Source organism: Mesorhizobium sp. M0954 (assembly GCF_040319155.1).
GTDB lineage: Bacteria > Pseudomonadota > Alphaproteobacteria > Rhizobiales > Rhizobiaceae > Mesorhizobium.
The window spans coordinates 147,574-167,859 of the sequence record NZ_JAMYNR010000011.1 but is presented as its reverse complement, the minus strand read 5'-3'; the positions used below and the strand labels follow the sequence as shown (position 1 = coordinate 167,859).

18 protein-coding genes are annotated in these 20,286 nt (G+C 62.9%); 4 read left to right on the top strand and 14 right to left on the bottom strand.

Going from position 1 to position 20,286, the window contains the following annotated elements:
* Window positions 1-12: 12 nt before the first annotated feature.
* On the bottom strand, window positions 13-609 hold the full coding sequence (locus tag NKH93_RS17350; RefSeq protein WP_352971095.1) for a histidine phosphatase family protein: 597 nt from the start codon (window positions 607-609) through the stop codon (window positions 13-15).
* Window positions 606-1,709: an inositol-3-phosphate synthase gene (locus NKH93_RS17345; RefSeq protein WP_352971092.1), complete on the bottom strand. Its 1,104-nt coding sequence runs from the start codon at window positions 1,707-1,709 to the stop codon at window positions 606-608. Before NKH93_RS17345 ends, NKH93_RS17350 begins: the two co-directional genes overlap by 4 nt.
* 152 nt (window positions 1,710-1,861) lie before the next feature.
* On the opposite strand from NKH93_RS17345, the gene NKH93_RS17340 reads away from it, so the two are divergent.
* Complete coding sequence (locus tag NKH93_RS17340) at window positions 1,862-3,694, top strand: hypothetical protein (RefSeq protein ID WP_352971090.1); 1,833 nt, start codon at window positions 1,862-1,864, stop codon at window positions 3,692-3,694.
* Here the strand turns inward: NKH93_RS17340 and NKH93_RS17335 are convergent.
* The 9 genes from NKH93_RS17335 to NKH93_RS17295 form a co-directional block, all read right to left on the bottom strand.
* Window positions 3,631-3,828, bottom strand: coding sequence for a hypothetical protein (locus tag NKH93_RS17335; protein WP_023676132.1), 198 nt, complete (start codon window positions 3,826-3,828; stop codon window positions 3,631-3,633). The genes NKH93_RS17340 and NKH93_RS17335 overlap by 64 nt on opposite strands.
* Before the next feature lie 109 nt (window positions 3,829-3,937).
* Complete coding sequence (locus NKH93_RS17330) at window positions 3,938-4,984, bottom strand: UDP-glucuronic acid decarboxylase family protein (RefSeq protein ID WP_352971088.1); 1,047 nt, start codon at window positions 4,982-4,984, stop codon at window positions 3,938-3,940.
* A 23-nt stretch (window positions 4,985-5,007) separates the two neighbouring features.
* The gene (locus NKH93_RS17325) at window positions 5,008-6,117 is read right to left on the bottom strand and encodes a CgeB family protein (RefSeq protein ID WP_352971085.1); all 1,110 of its coding nucleotides are present in this window, start codon (window positions 6,115-6,117) and stop codon (window positions 5,008-5,010) included.
* On the bottom strand, window positions 6,114-7,208 hold the full coding sequence (locus tag NKH93_RS17320) for a CgeB family protein (protein WP_352971083.1): 1,095 nt from the start codon (window positions 7,206-7,208) through the stop codon (window positions 6,114-6,116). The genes NKH93_RS17325 and NKH93_RS17320 overlap by 4 nt, the downstream gene beginning before the upstream one ends.
* The gene (locus tag NKH93_RS17315) at window positions 7,205-8,335 is read right to left on the bottom strand and encodes a CgeB family protein (RefSeq protein ID WP_352971081.1); all 1,131 of its coding nucleotides are present in this window, start codon (window positions 8,333-8,335) and stop codon (window positions 7,205-7,207) included. The genes NKH93_RS17320 and NKH93_RS17315 overlap by 4 nt, the downstream gene beginning before the upstream one ends.
* 2 nt (window positions 8,336-8,337) lie before the next feature.
* The gene (locus NKH93_RS17310; protein ID WP_352488481.1) at window positions 8,338-9,438 is read right to left on the bottom strand and encodes a glycosyltransferase family 4 protein; all 1,101 of its coding nucleotides are present in this window, start codon (window positions 9,436-9,438) and stop codon (window positions 8,338-8,340) included.
* Window positions 9,423-10,715 carry a TIGR04295 family B12-binding domain-containing radical SAM protein gene (locus tag NKH93_RS17305; protein ID WP_352612125.1) on the bottom strand — a complete coding sequence of 431 codons (1,293 nt, stop codon included), beginning with the start codon at window positions 10,713-10,715 and terminating at the stop codon, window positions 9,423-9,425. The genes NKH93_RS17310 and NKH93_RS17305 overlap by 16 nt, the downstream gene beginning before the upstream one ends.
* Complete coding sequence (locus NKH93_RS17300) at window positions 10,712-11,788, bottom strand: NAD-dependent epimerase/dehydratase family protein (RefSeq protein ID WP_352818960.1); 1,077 nt, start codon at window positions 11,786-11,788, stop codon at window positions 10,712-10,714. The genes NKH93_RS17305 and NKH93_RS17300 overlap by 4 nt, the downstream gene beginning before the upstream one ends.
* Entirely contained in the window at window positions 11,785-12,891 is a 1,107-nt protein-coding gene (locus NKH93_RS17295) for an NAD-dependent epimerase/dehydratase family protein (RefSeq protein WP_352818963.1), read from the bottom strand. The genes NKH93_RS17300 and NKH93_RS17295 overlap by 4 nt, the downstream gene beginning before the upstream one ends.
* A gap of 272 nt (window positions 12,892-13,163) precedes the next feature.
* On the opposite strand from NKH93_RS17295, the gene NKH93_RS17290 reads away from it, so the two are divergent.
* On the top strand, window positions 13,164-13,433 hold the full coding sequence (locus NKH93_RS17290; protein WP_352818966.1) for a hypothetical protein: 270 nt from the start codon (window positions 13,164-13,166) through the stop codon (window positions 13,431-13,433).
* A gap of 24 nt (window positions 13,434-13,457) precedes the next feature.
* Here the strand turns inward: NKH93_RS17290 and NKH93_RS17285 are convergent, their stop codons facing one another.
* Window positions 13,458-14,054, bottom strand: a complete 597-nt coding sequence (locus NKH93_RS17285; RefSeq protein WP_352818969.1) for a response regulator — start codon at window positions 14,052-14,054, stop codon at window positions 13,458-13,460.
* A 1-nt stretch (window position 14,055) separates the two neighbouring features.
* Entirely contained in the window at window positions 14,056-14,253 is a 198-nt protein-coding gene (locus NKH93_RS17280; protein WP_352818973.1) for a hypothetical protein, read from the bottom strand.
* 166 nt (window positions 14,254-14,419) lie between these two features.
* On the opposite strand from NKH93_RS17280, the gene NKH93_RS17275 reads away from it, so the two are divergent.
* Window positions 14,420-17,524, top strand: a complete 3,105-nt coding sequence (locus NKH93_RS17275; protein ID WP_352971079.1) for a CheR family methyltransferase — start codon at window positions 14,420-14,422, stop codon at window positions 17,522-17,524.
* 8 nt (window positions 17,525-17,532) lie between these two features.
* Window positions 17,533-17,880, top strand: coding sequence for a response regulator (locus tag NKH93_RS17270; RefSeq protein WP_352502221.1), 348 nt, complete (start codon window positions 17,533-17,535; stop codon window positions 17,878-17,880).
* Between the two features lie 66 nt (window positions 17,881-17,946).
* Here NKH93_RS17270 and NKH93_RS17265 read toward each other — a convergent pair whose 3' ends face one another.
* Window positions 17,947-20,247 (bottom strand): FdhF/YdeP family oxidoreductase, encoded by a 2,301-nt coding sequence (locus NKH93_RS17265; protein WP_352971077.1) that lies wholly within the window; start codon window positions 20,245-20,247, stop codon window positions 17,947-17,949.
* Window positions 20,248-20,286: the final 39 nt, after the last annotated feature.

Below are 20,286 nucleotides of genomic sequence, written 5' to 3'. Positions count from 1 at the left end.
GGCAAGTCCTCGTCAGGCAGCTTCGTTGAGTCTGATCAGCTTCGACCCCCAGTCCCCCCAAACAACCGTGGTGATCGACGCTGGGTCGATATCGAAGCGAAAGCAGTTTCCCAGCGACAGGCCGAGCACCTTGCACACGGCGGCCTTGATGACGTCGGCATGGCTGACCAGCGCGACGCCCTGGTTCTGGTAGGTGCCGCGGACCTGCTCGATCAATGAGACGACGCGTTGCTGCACGTCCAGCATGGTCTCGCCGCTCGGTGTTCTCGCCTGCTGACGCTGGTCGTTCCACACCCGCCAGTCGGCATCCTGGTTCAGCTCTTCGAAGGTCTTTCCCGACCAGGTGCCGAAGTCGATCTCATCGAGTTCATCGCGGATCGCGATTTCACCGGCATTGCAGGCGAGCGCGATCGGATTGGCCGTTTCCTGCGTGCGTTCGCGCGGGCTGCAGAAGATTGCCGCTATCGCCTCGCGCGCCATGCGGTCGGCCAGATGCGAGGCCTGTGCCTTGCCGGCTTCGCCGAGGCAAACGCCGGCCATCCGTCCGGCAAGATAACGGCCGACATTGTCGTGCGCGGCGTGGCGCACCAGAAAGAACGTCGTCGTCATTCCGCGGCATCGAGCATCGGCTCGTCCTTGCCGGCGATGAAAGAGAGCGTGCGCTGGCGCGCTTCCGCGTCGGTGAACTGCTCGGGCGGCGATTTCATGAAATAGCTGCAGGGACCGGTCAGCGCGCCCGCGATACCGCGGTCGAGCGCCAGCTTGGCGCAACGCACCGCATCGATGACGACGCCGGCCGAATTGGGCGAATCCCACACTTCCAGCTTGAGCTCGGCATTGAGCGGTACGCCGCCAAAGGTCGTGCCTTCGACCCGGATATAGGCCCACTTGCGATCGGTCAGCCACGGGACATGGTCGCTCGGCCCGACGTGAATGTTGCCGGGCTCCAGGGGAACGTCGATCTGGCTGATGACGGATTGCGTCTTTGAGATCTTCTTCGATTCCAGCCGCTCGCGCTCCAGCATGTTGAGGAAGTCGGTGTTGCCGCCGAAATTGAGCTGGTAGGTGCGATCGATGCGCACGCCGCGCTCGCGGAACAGGTTGGCGAGCAGCCGGTGGACGATCGTCGCACCGACCTGGCTCTTGATGTCGTCGCCGATCAGCGGCAGGCCGTGCTGCTCGAAGCGCCGGCGCCACTCCGGCCGCGAGGCGATGAAGACGGGTATGCAGTTGACGAAGGCACAGCCCGCCTCGAGCGCGCATTCGGCATAAAAGCGCGTTGCCTCCTCCGAACCGACAGGCAGATATGACACCAGGATTTCGGCGCCGCTTTCGGCGAGGATCTTGCTGATGTTGGCGACGGGTTCGTCGGCCTCCACGATCTCGTCACGCAGATATTTGCCGATGCCATCCAGCGTCGGTCCGCGTTCGACGCGGGCGCCGGTAGGCGCTACATTGGCAAAGCGGAAAGTATTGTTCGGCGCGCTGTAGATCGCGTCGGCCACATCGCGTCCGACCTTGCCCTTGGCGACGTCGAAAGCGCAGACCACCTCGATGTCCTTGACATGGTAGCCGCCAAGATCGGCATGCATCAGCCCGGGTATGGGCTCATTGCTTCTTGCGTCGCGGTAATAGGTGATGCCCTGAACAAGGGAGGAGGCGCAGTTGCCGACGCCGACTATTCCGATCCGAACTTTCTTCGATCCCACGAAACCGCTGCCTATGCTGTTGAAGGTAAGTTCTTCGTGCCAAACCGCCTGCCTCGCTGATTGTTCCTTGCCGGCTGCAAAAATCGTGCAACCGATGGTGGATCAAAGTAGCGCTCGCCGAGTTGTGCAGTGAGGTCAACCGGGACGGGACAATGATCGTCTATGGCGACCACAAGCGAATTGAGAGCGCGCGACATGTTCGCAGCTCGGCCTGCGAAGCGGCCGGGCACATTGCGGACATGCCCAGCGGGATCGAACGCCACGCAGCCCTGGTCGGCCTGTTCATCAAGACCTCGGAATTGGTCCAGGGCCTTGCCGATGCTGAATTCGAGGCCAACGGCATCGACAGGTATTCTCGACAGCGGATCGCGGGCGCAAATCTCCTGGTCGGCTTGGCCCGGGACGTGGGCAGATCGTGGAGGGCCGGATTCGCCGTCGACGGCCCGATCGATGCCGACGTGCCGCGAATGCTGGCCGAACTCGATTGCGACGGCGAAATCCTCATCGGCACGGCCGAGGGCTACGCGCATTACGCGCTCTATCCGGAAAGCTATTTGGTCGCCGCGCGGCAGTCGGGTCTCGATGCGAACACATGCGTAATCGGCATCCGCAGCATCGGCCTGGGGCTTGCAGCGATGGTGGCTGCAGCCATCGGCGCACCGGCACCCGTCAGCGTCCGTCCGACCGGTCATCCGTTTCGCAGGCGGCTTGCCGCCGATCCGGAGTTGATCGGTAGCTGGATGGCGAAGCCGTCGGCCCGCTTTGCCATCGTCGATGAGGGCCCGGGCCTGTCCGGCAGCTCGTTTCACGCCGTCGTCGCATGGCTGCAAGCGCTGGATATCGATGCCGGGCGCATCCATCTGTTCCCCAGCCATTCGGGTGGGCCGGGGGCCGAGGCATCGGCGGACATCCGTGAGGCATGGACGGTTTGCCAACAACACACAGCGGATTTCGAACGGACTTTCCCCGCGGGATCCGCTCTGCCGGCGCTGCGGGATTGGGTGGCCAGGACGATCGGCCGCACAGCGGTCAGCCTGATGGAAATATCCGCCGGAGAGTGGCGTCGCTTGCATTATGGCTCGCAGGATCATTGGCCACCCGTCCACCGCCGCTTCGAGCGGCGAAAGTTTCTTGCTTCTGCGGGCCGGGAAAAATGGTCGGTCAAATTCGTCGGCCTCGGTGAAATCGGAATGCACAAGGCCGAGACTGCCAGGAGGCTGCATGACGCAGGCTTTGGCCCGGAAATTGCCGGGCTGTGCCATGGCTTTCTCGTCGAACGCTGGAGCGACGGTGCAACGCTGGAGCGGGCAAGGCATTCGAAACAAAAAATGGTCGCTCATCTCGCGCGCTATCTGTCCTGGCGCGCAGCCAATCTGCCCGCCTCCGAACCGGGCGCCTCGCTGAAGGCGCTTGCCGACATGGCCGTGCGGAATACAAGCGAGGCTTTGGGCGAAAGCCGCGCGGCGGAGCTGCGGAACTGGTTCTCGAAACAGGCTCCACCAAAGACCATGCAGCGGGTCGAAATCGACGGGCGGCTTCATCCGTGGGAGTTCATCCTTTCGCGCGGCGGAACGCTGATCAAGACGGACGCCCTCGACCATTGCCGATCGCACGATCTGATCGGCTGCCAGGACATCGCCTGGGACATTGCCGGCGCCCGTGTCGAGTACAGCCTCTCCGACGCGGCGACTGCGGCACTGTGCAAAGCTGTCGAGGCGACTACGTCTCGTCCCGTCGATGCCAAACTGGTCCACTACTACGAGCCCTGCTATCTCGCCTTCCAGCTTGGCTTGTGGAGCATGGCTGAGCGATCGGGCGATGATCGGGAACAGATCCGGCTGGCGGCCGCGGCAAGACGTTACGCTGCCGCGCTGCTTCGTTTCCTGGAAAGCCAAGGCGACCTGCCGCCGCTCGAGCGGGATCAGTCCAGCCGGCGCAGCATATCTGCTTCCTTTTCGAGGATCGCGGCTACCTCCTCGCGCTGAAGATGCGTCATCATCAGGCTCACACAACATTCCAGATAGGTGATAGAGGCGCGCCGCAGGAAGGCAGCCGTCTCCTTTGCGGCCATTTGTTCGATGTCTTTGGCGGATCGCTTCGGATGCACAATCGTCTCCATCCCGGTACCTTGGCAGAACCAGAAGCTGGACGGGTTGTTCCCGCGACGAGAAAAAGTGACCAAATCCGAAACGACCGCGCGATCATACAGCGGCCAGACGCTCCTCGCCTCAGGCCGGCAGGTTTTGCAGCGGGCCTGATGCAGAACGCACGGTGGCGGCAATTCGACGTCTTCTGTCGATCATCTGCGCCGTCTCAAGCTCGGCAAAATAGCCGATCGTGTGCATCAAACCCTGCCTGAGCGGCACTTTTGGCGACCAGCCGAGAAGCTTTCTTGCGCGGGAAATGTCGGGTTGCCGACGACGAGGATCGTCTTGCGGCAGCGGCAGGAATTTCAGGCCCGATTTGGTTGCGGTCATGCCTCTCACCAGGCTCGCCAGTTGCAGGATGGTGAACTCCCCCGGATTGCCCAGATTAACCGGCTGGCGTGGATTGGGATCGACCTCCATCAGCCGGATCAAGCCGTCGACCAGATCGGAAACGTAGCAGAACGACCTGGTCTGCAGCCCGTCGCCGAATATCGTCAGCGGCCGTCTCTCGAGTGCCTGCATGATCAGATTGGAAACGATCCGTCCGTCCGCAGGGTCCATCCTGGGACCATAGGTGTTGAAGATGCGCGCGACACGGATATCGGCCTTTCCCATTCTCAAATAATCGAAGCATAAGGTTTCGGCGGTGCGCTTGCCTTCGTCATAGCAGGCGCGGGGCCCGATGCAGTTCACGTGGCCGACATAGTCTTCCTTCTGCGGATGCTGTTCGGGATCGCCGTAAATTTCGCTGGTGGACGCCTGCAGGAACCGGGCGCCATTGCGGGCGGCGAGCTCCAGCAGATTGAGCGTTCCGATGACGCAAGTCCGCGTCGTATGGACCGGGTCGGCCTGGTAACGCGGCGGCGAGGCCGCGCACGCCATGTTGAAGATGCGGTCAACCGGTTCGCCAAGCTCCAACGGTCGGCAAATGTCTTGCTTGATCAGCCGAAAATCCGGACGATCGGCGATCGATGCTATGTTCTCCATGCGGCCGGTAAGGAAATTGTCGACGCAGATCACGCGCCAGCCGGCCTGGAACATTGTCTCGCAAAGATGCGAACCGAGGAAACCTGCGCCGCCGGCGACAAGCACGGTCTTGGTCCGTTGCGCCTTTCTTGATAGCTGCATCTCTATCTTCTCCCGTCTGCGGGTCATGCTGCGCTCTCGACGTCCAGATCGAGAACAGAACGTGGCGATTTGGCCTGCGCCAGCAGCGAAACGAATTCGCGGGCTCTTGCGATGCTTGTGTGAGCTGCGAGGATGAGCACGCGCGCCTGCCTGGCCATGGCAAGCCGGGCGCCGTCGGATTCCCCGGACAGGATACCGACTACGTCCTCGGTCCTGCGAGCCGTGTGGATCGTCCGCTCTGGAAACAGGCTGTCCAGTCCGGCCCAGCTATCGCTGATGATCGCCGTACCGCAGGCGGCGGCCTCGAAGAGGCGCACGCTGGGCGACCATCCGGCCGCGATCATGGAACTGCGCGTGACGTTCAACGTGTAGCGTTGGCGGCTGTAAAAGGCGGCGTGATCTGCCGGCGGCAGGTGTTCGATGCGATCCACATTGTCCGGCCAGGCGATTTCGCGCGGATATTGCGAGCCTGCCACGACGAAGCGGCGCTCCGGCATGCGACGCGCCGGTTCGAACAGCAGCGTCTCCAGCGTCGCCTGGCGGTCGGGGCTGTAGGTGCCGAGATAGCCGAGATCCCAGCGGATTGGATCACCGGTTCCGTGATGCCGTTCAGGGTCGACGGAGCAGTAGAGCGGCTCGGCCCGCCTCGCGCCGAATTCCGCCGTCAGACGGGCAAGCGTCGGCCCGCCGGTGAAGGAGAAATAGACGTCGAAATACGGGACCTGCCGCCTGGCAATGTACTCGCAATCATCGCTCGAAAGCTTTGCCAGCGTGATCGGCGTGTCGATGTCGTAGAAACAGAACTGACCCGTGCACAGCGATGCCACGACGTCGATGATTTCAGGGCCTTCGGGAACGAAGGAGCCGACGACCACGATATCGGCATCGCGCAGGCAGCGCGCAAAATTGCGGCGAAGATCATCGATCGTTTCATAATAGCGCAAGGCGCAGAAATCGGGATCGCGCAGATCCCGGTGACTTGCGTACCACGGCACGTCGCGTTCGAGAAAAGTGACGCGGTGGCCGAGTTCGTGGAGACCTTTAAGCAGCCCCCGAAAAGTGGTGGCGTGGCCGTTTCCCCAGGATGAGGAGAGCGACAGGCCAAGAAAGACGATGTCGAGCGGCTTTGTCATTCGGCCACCTCCACGGTCGGACGCTCGAAATGGCGCCTGAAGATGGCGTCGGCCAAAACGGCACGTGTCGTATAGGTATGTTCGCCAAGCACGCGCCGAAGCGCCGATGTCCCGATCGCCTTGGCCCGTTCGGCACTAAGGCTTTGCATGATCTCGGCGACGTCCTCGCCATCGCGCGCGACCAGGATTTCCTCGCCGGGTTTCAGGAACAGGTCGACGCCGAGCCAGGCGTCGGTGATGAGGCATGCGCCGGCGCCCGCCGCCTCGAAAACGCGCGTCGCAGGTGAAAAGCCATTGGCCGCCATGCTGTCGCGGCTGATGTTCAGCACCGCCTTGGCCGTGACGTTCAATGCATTGTGGTCACGCGTGCCGACATGGCCGAGCCATCGGACATTGGCGGGCATCTGCTTGTCGCCCCAGCCCGATCCGCCGAGCAGGAAGCGCTGATCGGCGGAGCGGCCGGCCGGGTCGAGGAAGAAGGCCTCGACGCGCGCCTCGCGATCCGGCAGCCGGTTGCCGAGAAAGGCGAGATCGCAGGCAAAGCGCATATCCTTGCCGACCGGATGATGCGTTTCCGGATCGAGCGCATTGTAGATCGGCACGCATTCGGCCGCCCCCATTGCCCGATAGGCCCAGACCACCGGGTCGCCGCCGCCATAGGTCAGCACGAGGTCGATTTCCTGCAGCGCGCGATGCAGCGGATGGTCGGGCTCGTCGCGCAACTGGCCAAGCGTCGCCGGCGCATCGACATCCCAGAATACGGTGAGCGCATCGGCACGGGCGTGATCGAGCACCGCCCGCAACAGTGCGTCGTCGGCGAAACCGACGCCGCTCGCCTTGACGACGATATCTGCCTCCGCCGCTCGCGCCGCCACCTGCATCATGGCATGCGGAGTGGCCTCGTAGACGACGACGGCACACCAGTCCGGCGCCTCGATGTCGCGGTTCTTCTGGCGATCGTAGACATCGGGCTCATAGAAGGTGATGTCGTAGCCGAGCCTGGCCAAGGCCTTGAGCAGCCCGCGGTAATAGGTGGCCGCGCCGTTCCAGTAGGACGACAGCAGGCTTGACCCGTAAAATGCGATCTTCATTCGGCGGCCTCCTTTGCAAGGATCGTGTCGGCGGCTTGGCGGCGCCCGCATTCGGCGAGCACGCCGAACAATTGATCCGCCCGGTGCCGGCATGTGTGCCGCAAGCGGATGGTCTCGAGGCCCGATGTCGCCAGAGAAGCGGCGAGGTCCGCGTCGTGCAGCACGGCGCGAAGATGACGCCGCATCTCGGAACCGTTGTTTGCAAACAGAAAATCTACGCCGGGCCTGAACAGGCGTTCGACATCGGACCACGGCGCCGAAACCAGCGGGATGCCGCAGGCGAGCGCCTCGAACATGCGGATGGTCGGGATGCCGGGCAGGCTTTCGCGGTATGGACGCCGCGGGATGTGAACCGTGATGCGGTTCGCCGCGAACGCCTTCGGCACGTCGGCATTGGCGATCCAGCCTTCGCAGCGCAGGCCGGCGGCCGCAAGGTCGGCGAGCGCCTCCCGCGGATAGCGAACGCCGTGGACGGTTCCGCTCAGGCCGAGTTCACGCACCGGGCCGACCAGGAACTCCCTGATTTCGGCACTGCGCTCGTCGTCGCCCCAATTGCCGATCCAGATAAGGTCGGCGCTGCGCTCGATTTCAGGATGCGGCTGGAACAGGTGGTCATCGGCTGCTTCATGCCAGGTGAAGACCCGCTTGCCCCATCCGGCGCGAAGATAGCTTTCCCGCAGCGCCTCGCCGAAGGCGAGCACGCCGTCGTAATGTTCAAGCCGCAAGGCGGAAATCGCTTGCGTAGCCGAGATAGCGCGATGGTGCGTGTCGTGGAACAGCAGCGTGAAACGCCCGCCAGTTGCTTTCGCCCTGCCCAGCCGCGCAACAAGGTCCGGCTCGGTCCACTCATGCACGATCACCACATCGGCGTCGGAGATCCAGGCTTCGTGGTCGAAAGCGGCATCGTAGGTCACCGGCATCAACTCGGGAAAGTCCTTCCGGAATCGCTCGATTGCGAAGGACCCTTTCTCGGCCAGCAGGTTCGACCGGCTCCAGCCGTCGGCGGGCTCCAGCGCGATAGCCTGGTGCCCGCGCGCGACCAGCTCACGCATGATGCCGCGCAGGAAATGTGCGTTGCCGTGGTTCCAGTCGGACACGATCGAATGGGTGTAGAATAAAAATCGCATAATCAATTATCCGCCATGGTGGCCAGGGCCGCCTTGTCGTAGACGCCGCGCATGGCGGTCGCCTGTCTTGCCAATGAAAATCTGCGGCTTCGGCGAGCCGCTGCTTCACCGAGCTCTCGCCGGCGCTGCGCGTCGCTGCAAAGGCTGTTGACGCATCTGGCGAGATCGCCCGGATCGCGCGCGTCGAAGAACATGGCCGCCCCGTCCCACAATTCGCGATAGGTCGAGATATCCGCGAGCACCAAAGGCGTCTTCGACATCGCGGCTTCCAGCGTGGCCAGGCCGAACGGTTCGTAGAGCGACGGCGATACGAAAATGCCTGCCCGCGCCATCAGCGAGCGCACTTCCTCATGTGGCACCGGTCCGACGGGAACGGCGTGACTGAAGCCAACATGCTGGCCGTCCGGGCCTTGCAAGGAGCCGGCGACGAAGACCGGCCATTGCGTCAGGGAGGCGGCCTGGTCCAGCACCGCCGCATTCTTTCCTTCGTCCCACCAGCGCGCGGCGGCGAAAACCACCGATTCCCGTCTTTCGCTCTTCGCGCCGGGCCGCGCCCCGTTGCCGACGACGCTCAGGCGCGCGATCGGCCCGTAGCAGGTTTCGAGCATGTCGGCATGGCTGCGGCTGGGTGCAACGATAATGCCTGCTTTGTCGAAACCGCGCCGGTTGCGGTCCTTCTGCCAGGTCCATTCGCCGTCCGCCGCCTGTCCCTTGACGGCGTGGAACCATGTCACCACGCAGGAATGCGACACCGTCACGACCGGGCAGGGCACATCGAGCCCCGCGGCCTGCGTCGGCGCGTTGAGATGGACGATTTCGACGGCGTAGTCACGTATGAGCGGGTGCAGCTCCTGCTGTAATGTGTCGAGGTCGTGCTCGTTGCGGGTCATCCAGTCGGGCGGCGTGTTGAGCCATGTCAGCGCCGCGAATGACCGGGCCTCCTCCGCCTGCTGCCTGGACGGTTCCGGACCAAGCCCGGCAAGCACGACGCTGTCGCCGCCGGCGACCAGTTGCCTGGCCAGATCGAGCGCATAGCGCCAGACGCCACCGACGGCATCGACGGTCATCAGTATGCGACGCGGCGGGCTCAGTGTCCGCAACATGTGGCCTCCAATTCAGCCAGCGGACGCGGACGCTTCTCCTGGATGTCGCTGAACGTTCGGAAGGATGCGAGGTAATGTTCATGCGCGCGCTCCCAGGCGAGATCGTCCGGCTCGCCCCAAAGTTCGCGATAGCTGGGCGAACTCGGATAAGGGTAGAGCGGCACCGGTTCGTTGGCCCAAACGCCGTTGTCGATCAGGTGCTTTCGCCAATAATCGACGAGCGCGGGATCGTCCTCGACCACGCCGATCAGATTGGCTTGGACGAACGGCACGTGGCGCCTTGCGTCGACCAGCAACGCGGCCAGCTCCTCGGTGCCCAAACGGCAGCGTTTTGCCAGCATGGCGCGGCCTTCCACAGTCAGGCTTTCCAGGCCCGCCTCGATCGAGACGCAGCCGGCGGCACCGAGCAGCTTCAGCAATTCCGGCTTCCAGAGGTCGATACGGGTCTGCACGCCGAACTTCACATCGCGGTCGACCAGCGCCTCCAGCAATGCCTTTTGCGGCAGGAAGATCTCGTCGATGAAGTAGATGTAGCCGACACCCTGTGCGATCAGCCGGTCGATCTCGGCGATCACTGCTTCGTGGTTCCGGCGGCGATAGGCATCGCGGAAATCGATCTTGGCGCAGAAGCTGCAATTATACGGGCAGCCGCGTGACGCCTCGACCTCCGCGCCAAAGCCGACCTGGTTGTCGTCGAAGCGGTGATGGTGGTGCGAATGCGCGGCAATCCAGTCCGATGGCCATTCGAGCGGCGGGTGATCGATGAACGAGCTCGCATGCACGCCGCCGTTCGAGACCAGTTCTCCATCCTCGAAATGGGCCGTGGACGGCACCGCAGTCCAGTCGTCGCGCCGGGCAAGTTCCGCGACCACTTCCTCGCATTCGCCGCGCACGACGATGTCGACGCCAAGCTTGCGCAAAGTCGGCGTCGGCGTCGCCGAGCCATGCGGCCCGACGGCGACGGTGCGACCGCCGCGCCCGGCAAGATGATTGAGGAAATCGGCCGGCACGCGCAACTCGGGCGGTGCGCAGCGCCAGAACAGGTAGGTCGGCGCGGTGCTGACGACGGTCATGCCAGGCTCGAATGCGGCGACGCGATCGGCGAGCGCGGCGTTGTCGAGCTTCTGGATCTGCCCGTCCAGTATCAGCACCTCGTGGCCGGTGGCTTCGAGCAGCGCTTTCGAATAGCCGAGTTCGAGCGGCAGATGCGGCTGGCGGCAGCCGAAATAGATGCTGTCCTGGTACGTCCAGGACGGATTGACCAGGGCGACCTTCATGCCACGTACCTCGCCGGTTCGGGATGCGGGTCGAGGCGATGACGCTGCAGCCAGTCGGCGAGGTCGCGGATGCCATTTTGCCACGGGACGTGCGCTTTCCATCCCAGCGCCTCGATCGCGCGTGTGTCGGCGACGAAGAACGGTTGGTCGCCGGTGCGTTCGCGGTCGTAACGTATCGAAACGTCCCGTTTCGTTATGTCGCGAATCTCCTTCAGCAGCATGCGCAGGCTGACGGCGTTTTGTGGTCCGCCGCCGAGATTGAATGCCTGGCCGCTGACTTCCTTGATCCGGTCGAGCACGGCGCGATAGGCCGCGACCGCATCGGCAACGTGTAGGATGTCGCGCACCTGCTTGCCGTCGCCATAGATGGTGATCGGCCGGTCGGAGAAGGCGCTAAGCAGGAAGTGGGCGACCCAGCCCTGATCCTCCGTCCCGAACTGGCGCGGTCCATAGATGCAGCTCATGCGCAGCACCGCCGTCGGCAGGTCGTATGACTTGGCGTAGTCGAGGACATACTGGTCCGCCGCGCCCTTGGAGCAGCCATAGGGCGTGCAGAAATCGAGGCCGCGCGTCTCGTCGATGCCGTGCGCATGGATGGCCGCGTCGCGAGGCGCGTATCTGCCGTCCTCTTCGCGCATGGCGAGATCGGCGAGGCGGCCATAGACCTTGTTGGTGCTGGCGAAAACGACGGGGGTGCGCTTGCCGCTGCGGCGAGCGGCTTCCAGGACGTTGAACGTCCCGCGCAGGTTGACGTCGAAATCCTCGTCCGGTCGAACCAGGCTCGTGGTGACGGCGGTCTGCGCTGCAAAGTGGAAAACCGCCTTTGAACGCGCCACCAGCGGCGCGAGCGCCTCGGCGTCGCGGATATCGGCGATTTCGATGGTCAGGCGGCTGCCGTGCTTTTGCGTCAGCCATTCCAGGTTCTGCTCGACGCCGGGACGGCTCAGGTTGTCGATGACCAGCACCGGCTCGCCATCCGACAACAGGCTGTCGGCGAGGTTGGAGCCGATGAAGCCGCTGCCGCCGATAATGGCGATGGGCATTTCGCGAAAATCGGGTGACTCCGGTCTCATGATACCAGCCCTCGCGCTTCGAGTTCCCGCTTCATCTCGGCGCTGCGATCGATGGCGACCGTGTTGCGCACCCAGGCGACGAAATCGCCGAGCGAATGCTCCAGCCGGTACTGCGGCTGGAAGCCGAGCAGTTCGCGCGCCTTGGAGATGTCGGCAAAGCAATTGCGGATATCGCCGGAGCGTGCCTTGCCGAGGATTTCCGGCTGGCGGCCAGGCACGCCCATCGCTTCGGCGAGCAGCCGGGCGACGTCGCTGACCGCGTAGGCTCGCCCGCTGCCGATGTTGATGACGTGGCTGCGTGCCTGCGGCTGTTCCAGCGCCAGCCGGAAGGCGCGGGCGACGTCGCGTACATGCACGAAATCGCGCTGCTGTTCGCCGTCCTCGAAGATCAGCGGCCGCTGGCCGTTGGCGATGCGCGCGGCGAAGTTCGCCAGGACGCCGGTATACGGGTTCGAGAGCGCCTGTCCGGCGCCGAAGACATTGAACAGGCGCAGCGCCACCGCATCGACCCCATAGGCTTCGCCGAAGATCAGTACGGCGCGTTCCTGGGCGTATTTCGTCAGCGCGTAAATTGAGGCGAGATCGACCGGTTTCTGTTCGTCGGTCGGCAGCGGCGACAGGACTTCACCTTCCGGGGACAGGGGATTCCATTGGCCGCTGCGGATATCGTCCGGCTGCCGTCTTGCATTGTCGATGCGCCGGCCGTCCGGCGTCGCATAGAGACCCTCGCCATAGACGCTCATCGACGAAGCAACGACGATCCGTTCGATCGGGCGTTTGATCAGCGCTTCCAGCAACGTGGCGGTGCCGAGGTCGTTGGCGCCGACATAGCGGGCGATCTCGTACATGGACTGGCCGACGCCCACTTCAGCCGCCAGGTGAATGATCGCGTCGACATCGTCGACCGCCTCTGAGATGGCGTCGCGATCGCGAACGTCGCCTTTGATCAGCTTGGCGCCTGGCGGCAGGCTGATTGCCTCGCCACCATGCACCTGGTCCAGCAGCGCATCGAGAATTGAAACCCCATAGCCATGTTCAACGAGTTCCTGGGCGACGTGGCGGCCGATAAAACCGCAGCCTCCCGTGACCAGTATACGTTTCACGACAACTCCTCATACGAATGGCTTTGCCGCCCCAAACTTCCGGGCGAAAGGTTTGTTCCCTTGCTTCAACAAAGTTCCCGGAACGCTGCGCTCCGAAAGCGACCCCGCCTTGGGCTGGGCACGGGAACATCGAAGCGCGCTTGGTGTTAGGAGCCATAATCAACCAACCGCGCGCACATGCCGGGCAGCAATGCATCTGCTGGTTGTGTGAGGGCAGACCGGAGCAACGCGTGAGATCTCGCGGCCTGCGGTGGAATCGAAGGGAGATTGCGATGTCTGAATCCAAGACGACCACCGATCACGACGAAATCCGCCGTTGGGCCGAGAACCGCGACGGGCGACCGGCGGTGGTGCGCACCAAGGGCGAGGGAGGCATACTGCGCATCGACTTCGGCGAGCCTGAAGAGACGTTCGAGCCTGTCGAATGGGACGAGTTCTTCAGGATCTTCGATGAGAACGAACTGGCCTTCCTCTACCAGGATGAGACCAGCGGCGGAAAGACCAGCCGCTTCAACAAATTCGTCGAACGCAGCCGGAAGTAGGATCGCGGCAAACAGCGGCCACGGTCAGTGCAGCAGGTTTGGCCCGCGTGCCCTGACGATGTTTCGCATGATGCCGTTGAGCCAGTCCTCCGTGGAGGAGCCGGATCGTCTCTTGTCGATTTCGCCGATGGCCTGTTCGAGCGTTCGCTCGACCAGCCGGTCGGAGGCCTCCACATCTCCCAGCAGCAGGCGCGCCGCGAGCCTGAGCTTGGGCAGCAGCGAAAATACGTCGTCCGAGGGCTCCGACAATCGGCCTCCTTTCGATGCCGACGTCTCGGCTGGGAAGAGAGCATCGAAGACAGCCTGGCCGTTCGAGGATTTTCGGAGGCTGCTGGCATAGCGAAGGCGCTCAGGAATAACGATGTCTTCGTCGCCGCTGAAAAACACGAACGGCACGCCACGGCGCATCAACTCGTCGGCGATCGGGAATACCCGTCGTCCGTTGAGATTGACGTCCAGGATCGCGGCCTCCGCCTCGTCCGTATGTTTTGATGCCTGTTCGACCGTCGCCACCGGGCCAAGCACCACGGCGCCCATCTTGCTGAAGTAACGTGCAAGATCGCCCGCCAGCATCCATTCGTCCTCGACGATCAGGATATGCAAGCCTTGCAGGTCGCGCACCTCATTGTTCCTTCTTCCTGCGGGATTTAGGGCTGTCGGCGCGGACTTCCGCAAAATGGCGGGCCAGGACCTCTTGCAATCGTTCCGCGAGCGCGAGCAGGCGAGGCGGGATGTTTTCAGATACCGGGAACTTGGTCAGATCCGGCGAGGGCAACAGGATTCGCTTGGCCGGCTTTATTTCAGGTGGTCGTCTTGCCATTGGAACCGCCTCCGAAGTCAAATGTTAATGCCCAGCCGCGGTGCTTTGTTCCGTTACTGGACTATTTACTGGCCTCAGGCTCGGCCCGGTCTTAGTCTGAGGCGTGATTAGGGTCTGAGGCCCGATTTGACGGCTTTGTGTTCGCGGCTGTTACCAGGGGCTTGGCGTGGCATCCCAGAATGGAAGGTTTCCCATAGTCGGCGTCGGTGCATCGGCCGGCGGCATTCCGGCGATGGAGGGCCTGTTCAAGGGAATGACCGGCGGCACCGGCATGGCGTTCGTCGTCGTCACGCACCTCAGCCCGGAGCGGGAAAGCCTGCTGCACGAGGTCATCCGACGTTATACCGAAATGCCGGTCTTGGTGGCCGAGGAGGGGGCAGCGGTCCAACCCGACCAGGTCTATGTGATGCCGCAAAACGTCGTCCTCACCATCCGTAAGGGCGCGCTTTCGCTGCGCCGGCCGAACACGTTCAGCCGCGAGCGCAAGCCGATCGATATCTTCTTCAGCGCATTGGCCGAGGACCAGGGCGAGTATGCCGTCGGCATTATCTTGTCGGGTGGCGATTCGGACGGCACGCTCGGCGCCAGGGCAATCAAGGAGCATGGCGGGCTGACCATTGCCCAGGCCTCCAACGGTTCCGGCCCGCGCAATCCAGCCATGCCGCAGAGCGCGATTTCGAGCGGCCTGATCGACATAGCGGCGCCCGCCGAGCAGATCGGTGCAAAGCTTCAGGCGTTTGTCCGCGGTTTCGACGTGCTGAACGGGCTGACCGAAGCAGACGACGAACACAAGGCCGAGATGGATCGAGCCCGCGATGAAATCTACGCCATTTTGCGCAGCCATTCCGGTCACGACTTTTCCGGCTACAAGGCCAAGACGTTCCTGCGTCGCGTAAAGCGGCGCATGCAGATAACGCAGCTGCAGTCGATCACCACCTACACAGAACGGCTGAAAAGGGATCCGGACGAGGTGGCGAAGCTGTTTCGCGACCTCCTCATCAACGTCACCAGCTTTTTTCGCGACGCCGAAGCGTTCAAATTGCTGGAGGACAAGATCATACCGCAGATTTTCGAAGGCAAGAACGCCTCCGATGCGGTGCGTGTGTGGGTGCCCGGCTGCGCCACCGGCGAGGAGGTGTTCTCGATCGGCATCCTGATGCGCGAGCGCATGGAGAAGCTTTCGGCGCCACCGCGCGTCCAGATATTCGCGACCGACATCGATGAGCCGGCGCTCGCGGTGGCGCGTGCGGCACGTTATCCAGAAGCGCTGCTGCACGGGCTTTCGCCCGAGCGCAGGCAACGCTTTTTCCACAGTGACGGCGAGAGCTATGTGCTCGGCAAGGAGGTGCGCGAACTGTGCATCTTTTCGCCGCACAGCATTATCCGCGATCCTCCGTTCTCGCGCATCGACATGATTTCGTGTCGCAACCTGCTGATCTATTTCGGCCCGCAGATCCAGAACCGGGTCATCCCGATCTTCCACTACGCGCTGCGCCCGGGCGGCTATCTGTTCCTCGGGACCTCGGAAACCATCGGTCAGCACGGTGACCTGTTCGCCACGGTCGACAAGAAGCAGCGGATATTCCAGGCGCGGGAACATGCCACGCCGCGGCCGCCGGTCCTGATCGGCAATGGCCGCACGGGTGCCCTTCCGGTCGGACGCGGCGGCTCGAAGAAGGATGCGGCCAGCCATTCACTGCGCCAGGCGATCGAGGCTCAGGTGCTGGAGCGGTTCGCCCCGCCTCACGTTCTGGTCAATGGCGATGGCGACATCGTCTACTATTCGGCGCGGACGGGCAAATATCTGGAAGCGCCGCAAGGCGCCCCGAGCCGGCAGTTGCTGACCCAGGCCCGCCACGGGCTGAGACTGGAACTGCGCGCCGCATTGCGGGAAGCAGCCACGACGCGCCGCACGGTCGTGCGGGAGAACATAGCGGTCGAGGAAGACGACGGACAGCTTCAGTTCATTACATTGACGGTCGAGCCATACACGGAACGCGGTAATGGCGAGCCCCTCTACCTCGTCCTGTTCAATCCGGTGGGACAGGCCCAGCTACGCCCCGAGCCGGCACACGAAAGCCGCGGCACCGACGACGCGGCCGATCTCGAGCGGGAGTTGCGCGACACACGCGAGCGGCTGCAATCGACCATCGAGGAATACGAAACCGCGCTGGAGGAAGTAAAATCTTCGAACGAGGAACTCGTCTCCGTCAATGAAGAGGCGCAGTCGACCAATGAGGAGCTTGAGGCCTCGAAGGAGGAGATGCAGTCGCTCAATGAAGAGCTAAACACCATCAACGCGGAGCTGACCGGCAAGATAGAGGAACTCGATCGCGCCAACAGCGATCTCAGAAACTTGTTCGAAAGCACGGAAATCGCCACCATCTTCCTCGACCGCAACCTTGTGGTGCGGACCTTTACTCCCGCCGCGTCGTCGTTCTTCAACTTGCGTCCGTCCGATGTCGGCCGCCCGCTGACCGATCTTTCGAGCCGACTCGACTACCCCGAGTTGAAGCGGCACATCCAGGCGGTGTTCGAGACGGGAGAGACCCTGAACCATCACCTTGCGCGCGATGACAACGGCCGGTTTCACCTGGTTCGCATCAACCCTTATCGGGACAAGAGCGGCGGCGTCCAAGGCGTGGTCGTGACCATGATCGACGTGACGACGCTGGCGCAGGCGGAAGAGCGTCAGCAGGTGCTCATCTCGGAGCTGAACCATCGCGTCAAGAACATGCTGGCGGTCGTCGCCAGCATCACCAACCGGACACGTGAAAACTCGGCGTCGAAAGACGAGTTCGCCGACGCCTTGATCGGCCGCCTGCAGGCGATGTCACGAGCATACAGTCTGCTCTCGCGAGAAAGCTGGACCGAAGCTTCCGTCGAGGAACTGCTGCGCCAGGAACTCGATCCCTTCGGGGCCGAACGGTTCGAACTCCATGGCAAACGGGTGAGCCTCAAGCCGGTACAAGGGCTTTCCTTCGGCATGGCAATCCATGAACTTGCGACGAATGCCGCGAAATATGGCGCACTTTCGAAACCTGCCGGGCGGATAGTCGTGAAATGGTCGGTGGCGGACGGAACCTTCAGGCTCACTTGGCGCGAGAAGGGCGGCCCCCGCGTCAAGGAGCCAACCGACAGCGGCTTCGGCCTTACCCTTCTGCGCGGAGAAATCGGCTACCGGCTGGGCGGAAAGGTTGAAACAACTTTCCACTCAAATGGTTTGGAGGCGGAAATCGCATTCCCTCTGACCCGTGAGGGCTCGTCGTGACCGGAAAGATGCGTGTGCTGATCGTCGAGGACGAATGGCTGATCGCCGACGACGCGGCGGCTTACCTGCGCAAAGCCGGCCATCAGGTGGTTGGACCTGTTTCGTCGGTAACGGCGGCACTCCGGCTCGTTGGCGAAGGCGGGATCGACGCCGCGTTGCTGGATATCCAGCTGAACGACGAGACCAGCTATCCGATCGCGGAAGCGTTACGGACGCGCGGTGTTCCGTTCGCCTTCCTCTCAGGCTTTGGCGAACGCGAGATTCCAGCCGGGTTCCGCGCTTGCAGGATGGTGCAGAAGCCGGCGAGCCAGAGTGCGATCCTGAATGCTGTGGATGAACTCGCGCGAGCCGGCTGAGGTCGCGATTGAAAGTGGCGCCAGGTCACATCGGCGTGGTGCGTGCCTGCCGCGAACGACGAACGCCTATGGCAATATCCGCACCGGTACCGATTTGACCGCCGGAACATGAGCCCTCTCGGCTCTGTGCCACAAAGGAACCAGCGGGTTGAGCTCGGGGTAGTAACCGGCGCAATTTCCCTCCGGCACCGAGTAAGGCGTGATGCGCAGTCCGTGCACGCGGCGCTCCACACCGTCCCGCGCGTTGGCTTCGAGATCGACCTCCTGTCCCGCGCTCAAACCGAGGCGCTGGATATCCTTTTCATTCATCAACAGCACCATGCGTGTGCCGCTGATGCCGCGCAGCCGGTCGTTGTAGCCGTAGACGGTCGTGTTGAACTGGTCGTTGGAGCGCACCGTGATCAGTGTCAGCACATCATCGCCGGCGACATCGATGTCAGGATCGGTTTCAAGGCCACTTGGCAGCTTGAAATTGGCCTTCTTGTTCGGCGTCTCCCACACCCGCTTGCTCGCCTTGATGTCGCGATGGAAGCCGCCGGGCGTCAGGAAACGCTCGTTGAAGTCGCGGAAATGTTGGGGGTAGCAGCGCTCGATTTCGTCGCGGATGCGGGAATAATCGCCAACCCACTCATCCCATGGGATCGAACTCCTGCCCGGCACCGTGGCCTTGGCGAGTTCGGCGACGATCCTGGGCTCTGAAAGCAGATGCGGCGAAGCCGGAGGTCGCGATCCGAACGAGCCGTGGATACAGGCGGTGGAATCCTCTACCGACACCCTTTGGTCGCCGCTTGCCTGATGGTCTCTTTCCAGCCGTGACAGGCAAGGCAGCAAATAGGTTCTCCGGCCGGCGATCAGGTGACTGCGGTTGAGCTTGGTCGCGATCTCGACATGCAGGTCGAGCCCACGCCAGGCTTTCTCGACCAGGCCGGTTTCCGGAACGGCCCGCACGAAATTGCCGCCGAGTCCGACGAAGCCCTTGACCGATCCGTCGATGACGCCTTCGCAGGTCTCGACCGTATCGAGGCCTTTTTCGCGCGGCGGTTCAAAGGCGTAGAACTCGGCGAATTTGTCGAGCGGGACGAGCTCGGGTTTTTCCGATATGCCGACGGTGCGCTGCCCCTGGACATTGGAATGGCCGCGCAGCGGCGAAATGCCGGCGCCGGGTTTTCCGATATTGCCGCGCAGCATCAAAAGGTTGCACAGCATCTGGACGTTCTCGGTGCCGTGCCGATGCTGGGTCAGGCCCATGCCGTAATTGCTGATCACCGCGTTGGCATGGCTGTAGACCTCGGCGACATGCTCCAGGTCGGTCTGCGCAATGCCGGATCGCGCGACGATATCGCTCCACTGGGTTTTGCGCAGGAAGGCTTCGAATTCGGCGAAGCCATGCGTGTGTTCGGCGATGAAAGCCGTGTCGAGGATACGCGTCCTGCCGCTTTCGCGGGCGTCGTCGTCGAGCGCCAGCAACGCCTTGGCGATACCCGTCATCGCGGCGATATCGCCGCCCGAACGAACCTGGAAGTAGTCGCTGGACATTTTGGTACCCGGTCCGGGCGACAGCATGTCGAGGGGGTTTTGCGGATTCTTGAAGCGCTTCAGTCCCCGCTCGGGCAAGGGATTGAAAGTGAAGACGGGCACGTTGCGTTGACGTGCCTCCTGCAGCGGATGCAGCAGGCGCGGCGCCGTCACCCCGGTGTTGTGCCCGAAGAAGAACATCATGTCGCATTTCGCAAAGTCTTCGAGCTGCACGGTCCCCACCGGCGAGCCGATCGATTCCGGCAAGCCGACCGAAGTCGATTCATGACACATGTTGGACGAATCGGGCAGGTTCGAAGAGCCATAGATCCGCGCAAAAAGCTGGTACATGAACGAGGCCTCGAGCGAGGCCCGGCCGGACGTGTAGAACACCACCGATTTGGGATCGAGCCGCCGCAGTTCGGCAGCGATGTCGCGGAATGCATCGTCCCAGGAAACCGGCTCGTAACGGTCGGTGGCGGCATTGTAGCGCATGGGCTCGGTAAGCCTGCCCTGCTTCTCAAGATCGTGGTCCGGCCAATCGAGCAGTTCCGTCACCGAATGCTCGGCGAAGAAAGCGGGTTCGCAGCGCAGCTTGGTCTGGTCCCACATCGTCGCCTTGGCGCCGTTTTCACAGAATTCGAAAGGCCTCGGCTGGGCTGGCTTTGCCCATGAGCAAGACACGCACATATAGCCGTCGGCCTTGTTCTGCTTGAGCAGCGTGCTCCATATCCCGGACAACAGCAGGCCTTCGCCGCGCGCCTTGCGGACCAGGGATTTGAGCGATCCCCAGCCGCCTGTCGGGTGGTCGTATTTCTTGGTTTCGATGCGATCGGTTACGGCGGGTTTCATGCGAGCCACTCCCTGTAAGAAGAGCATGCATAAGAACCC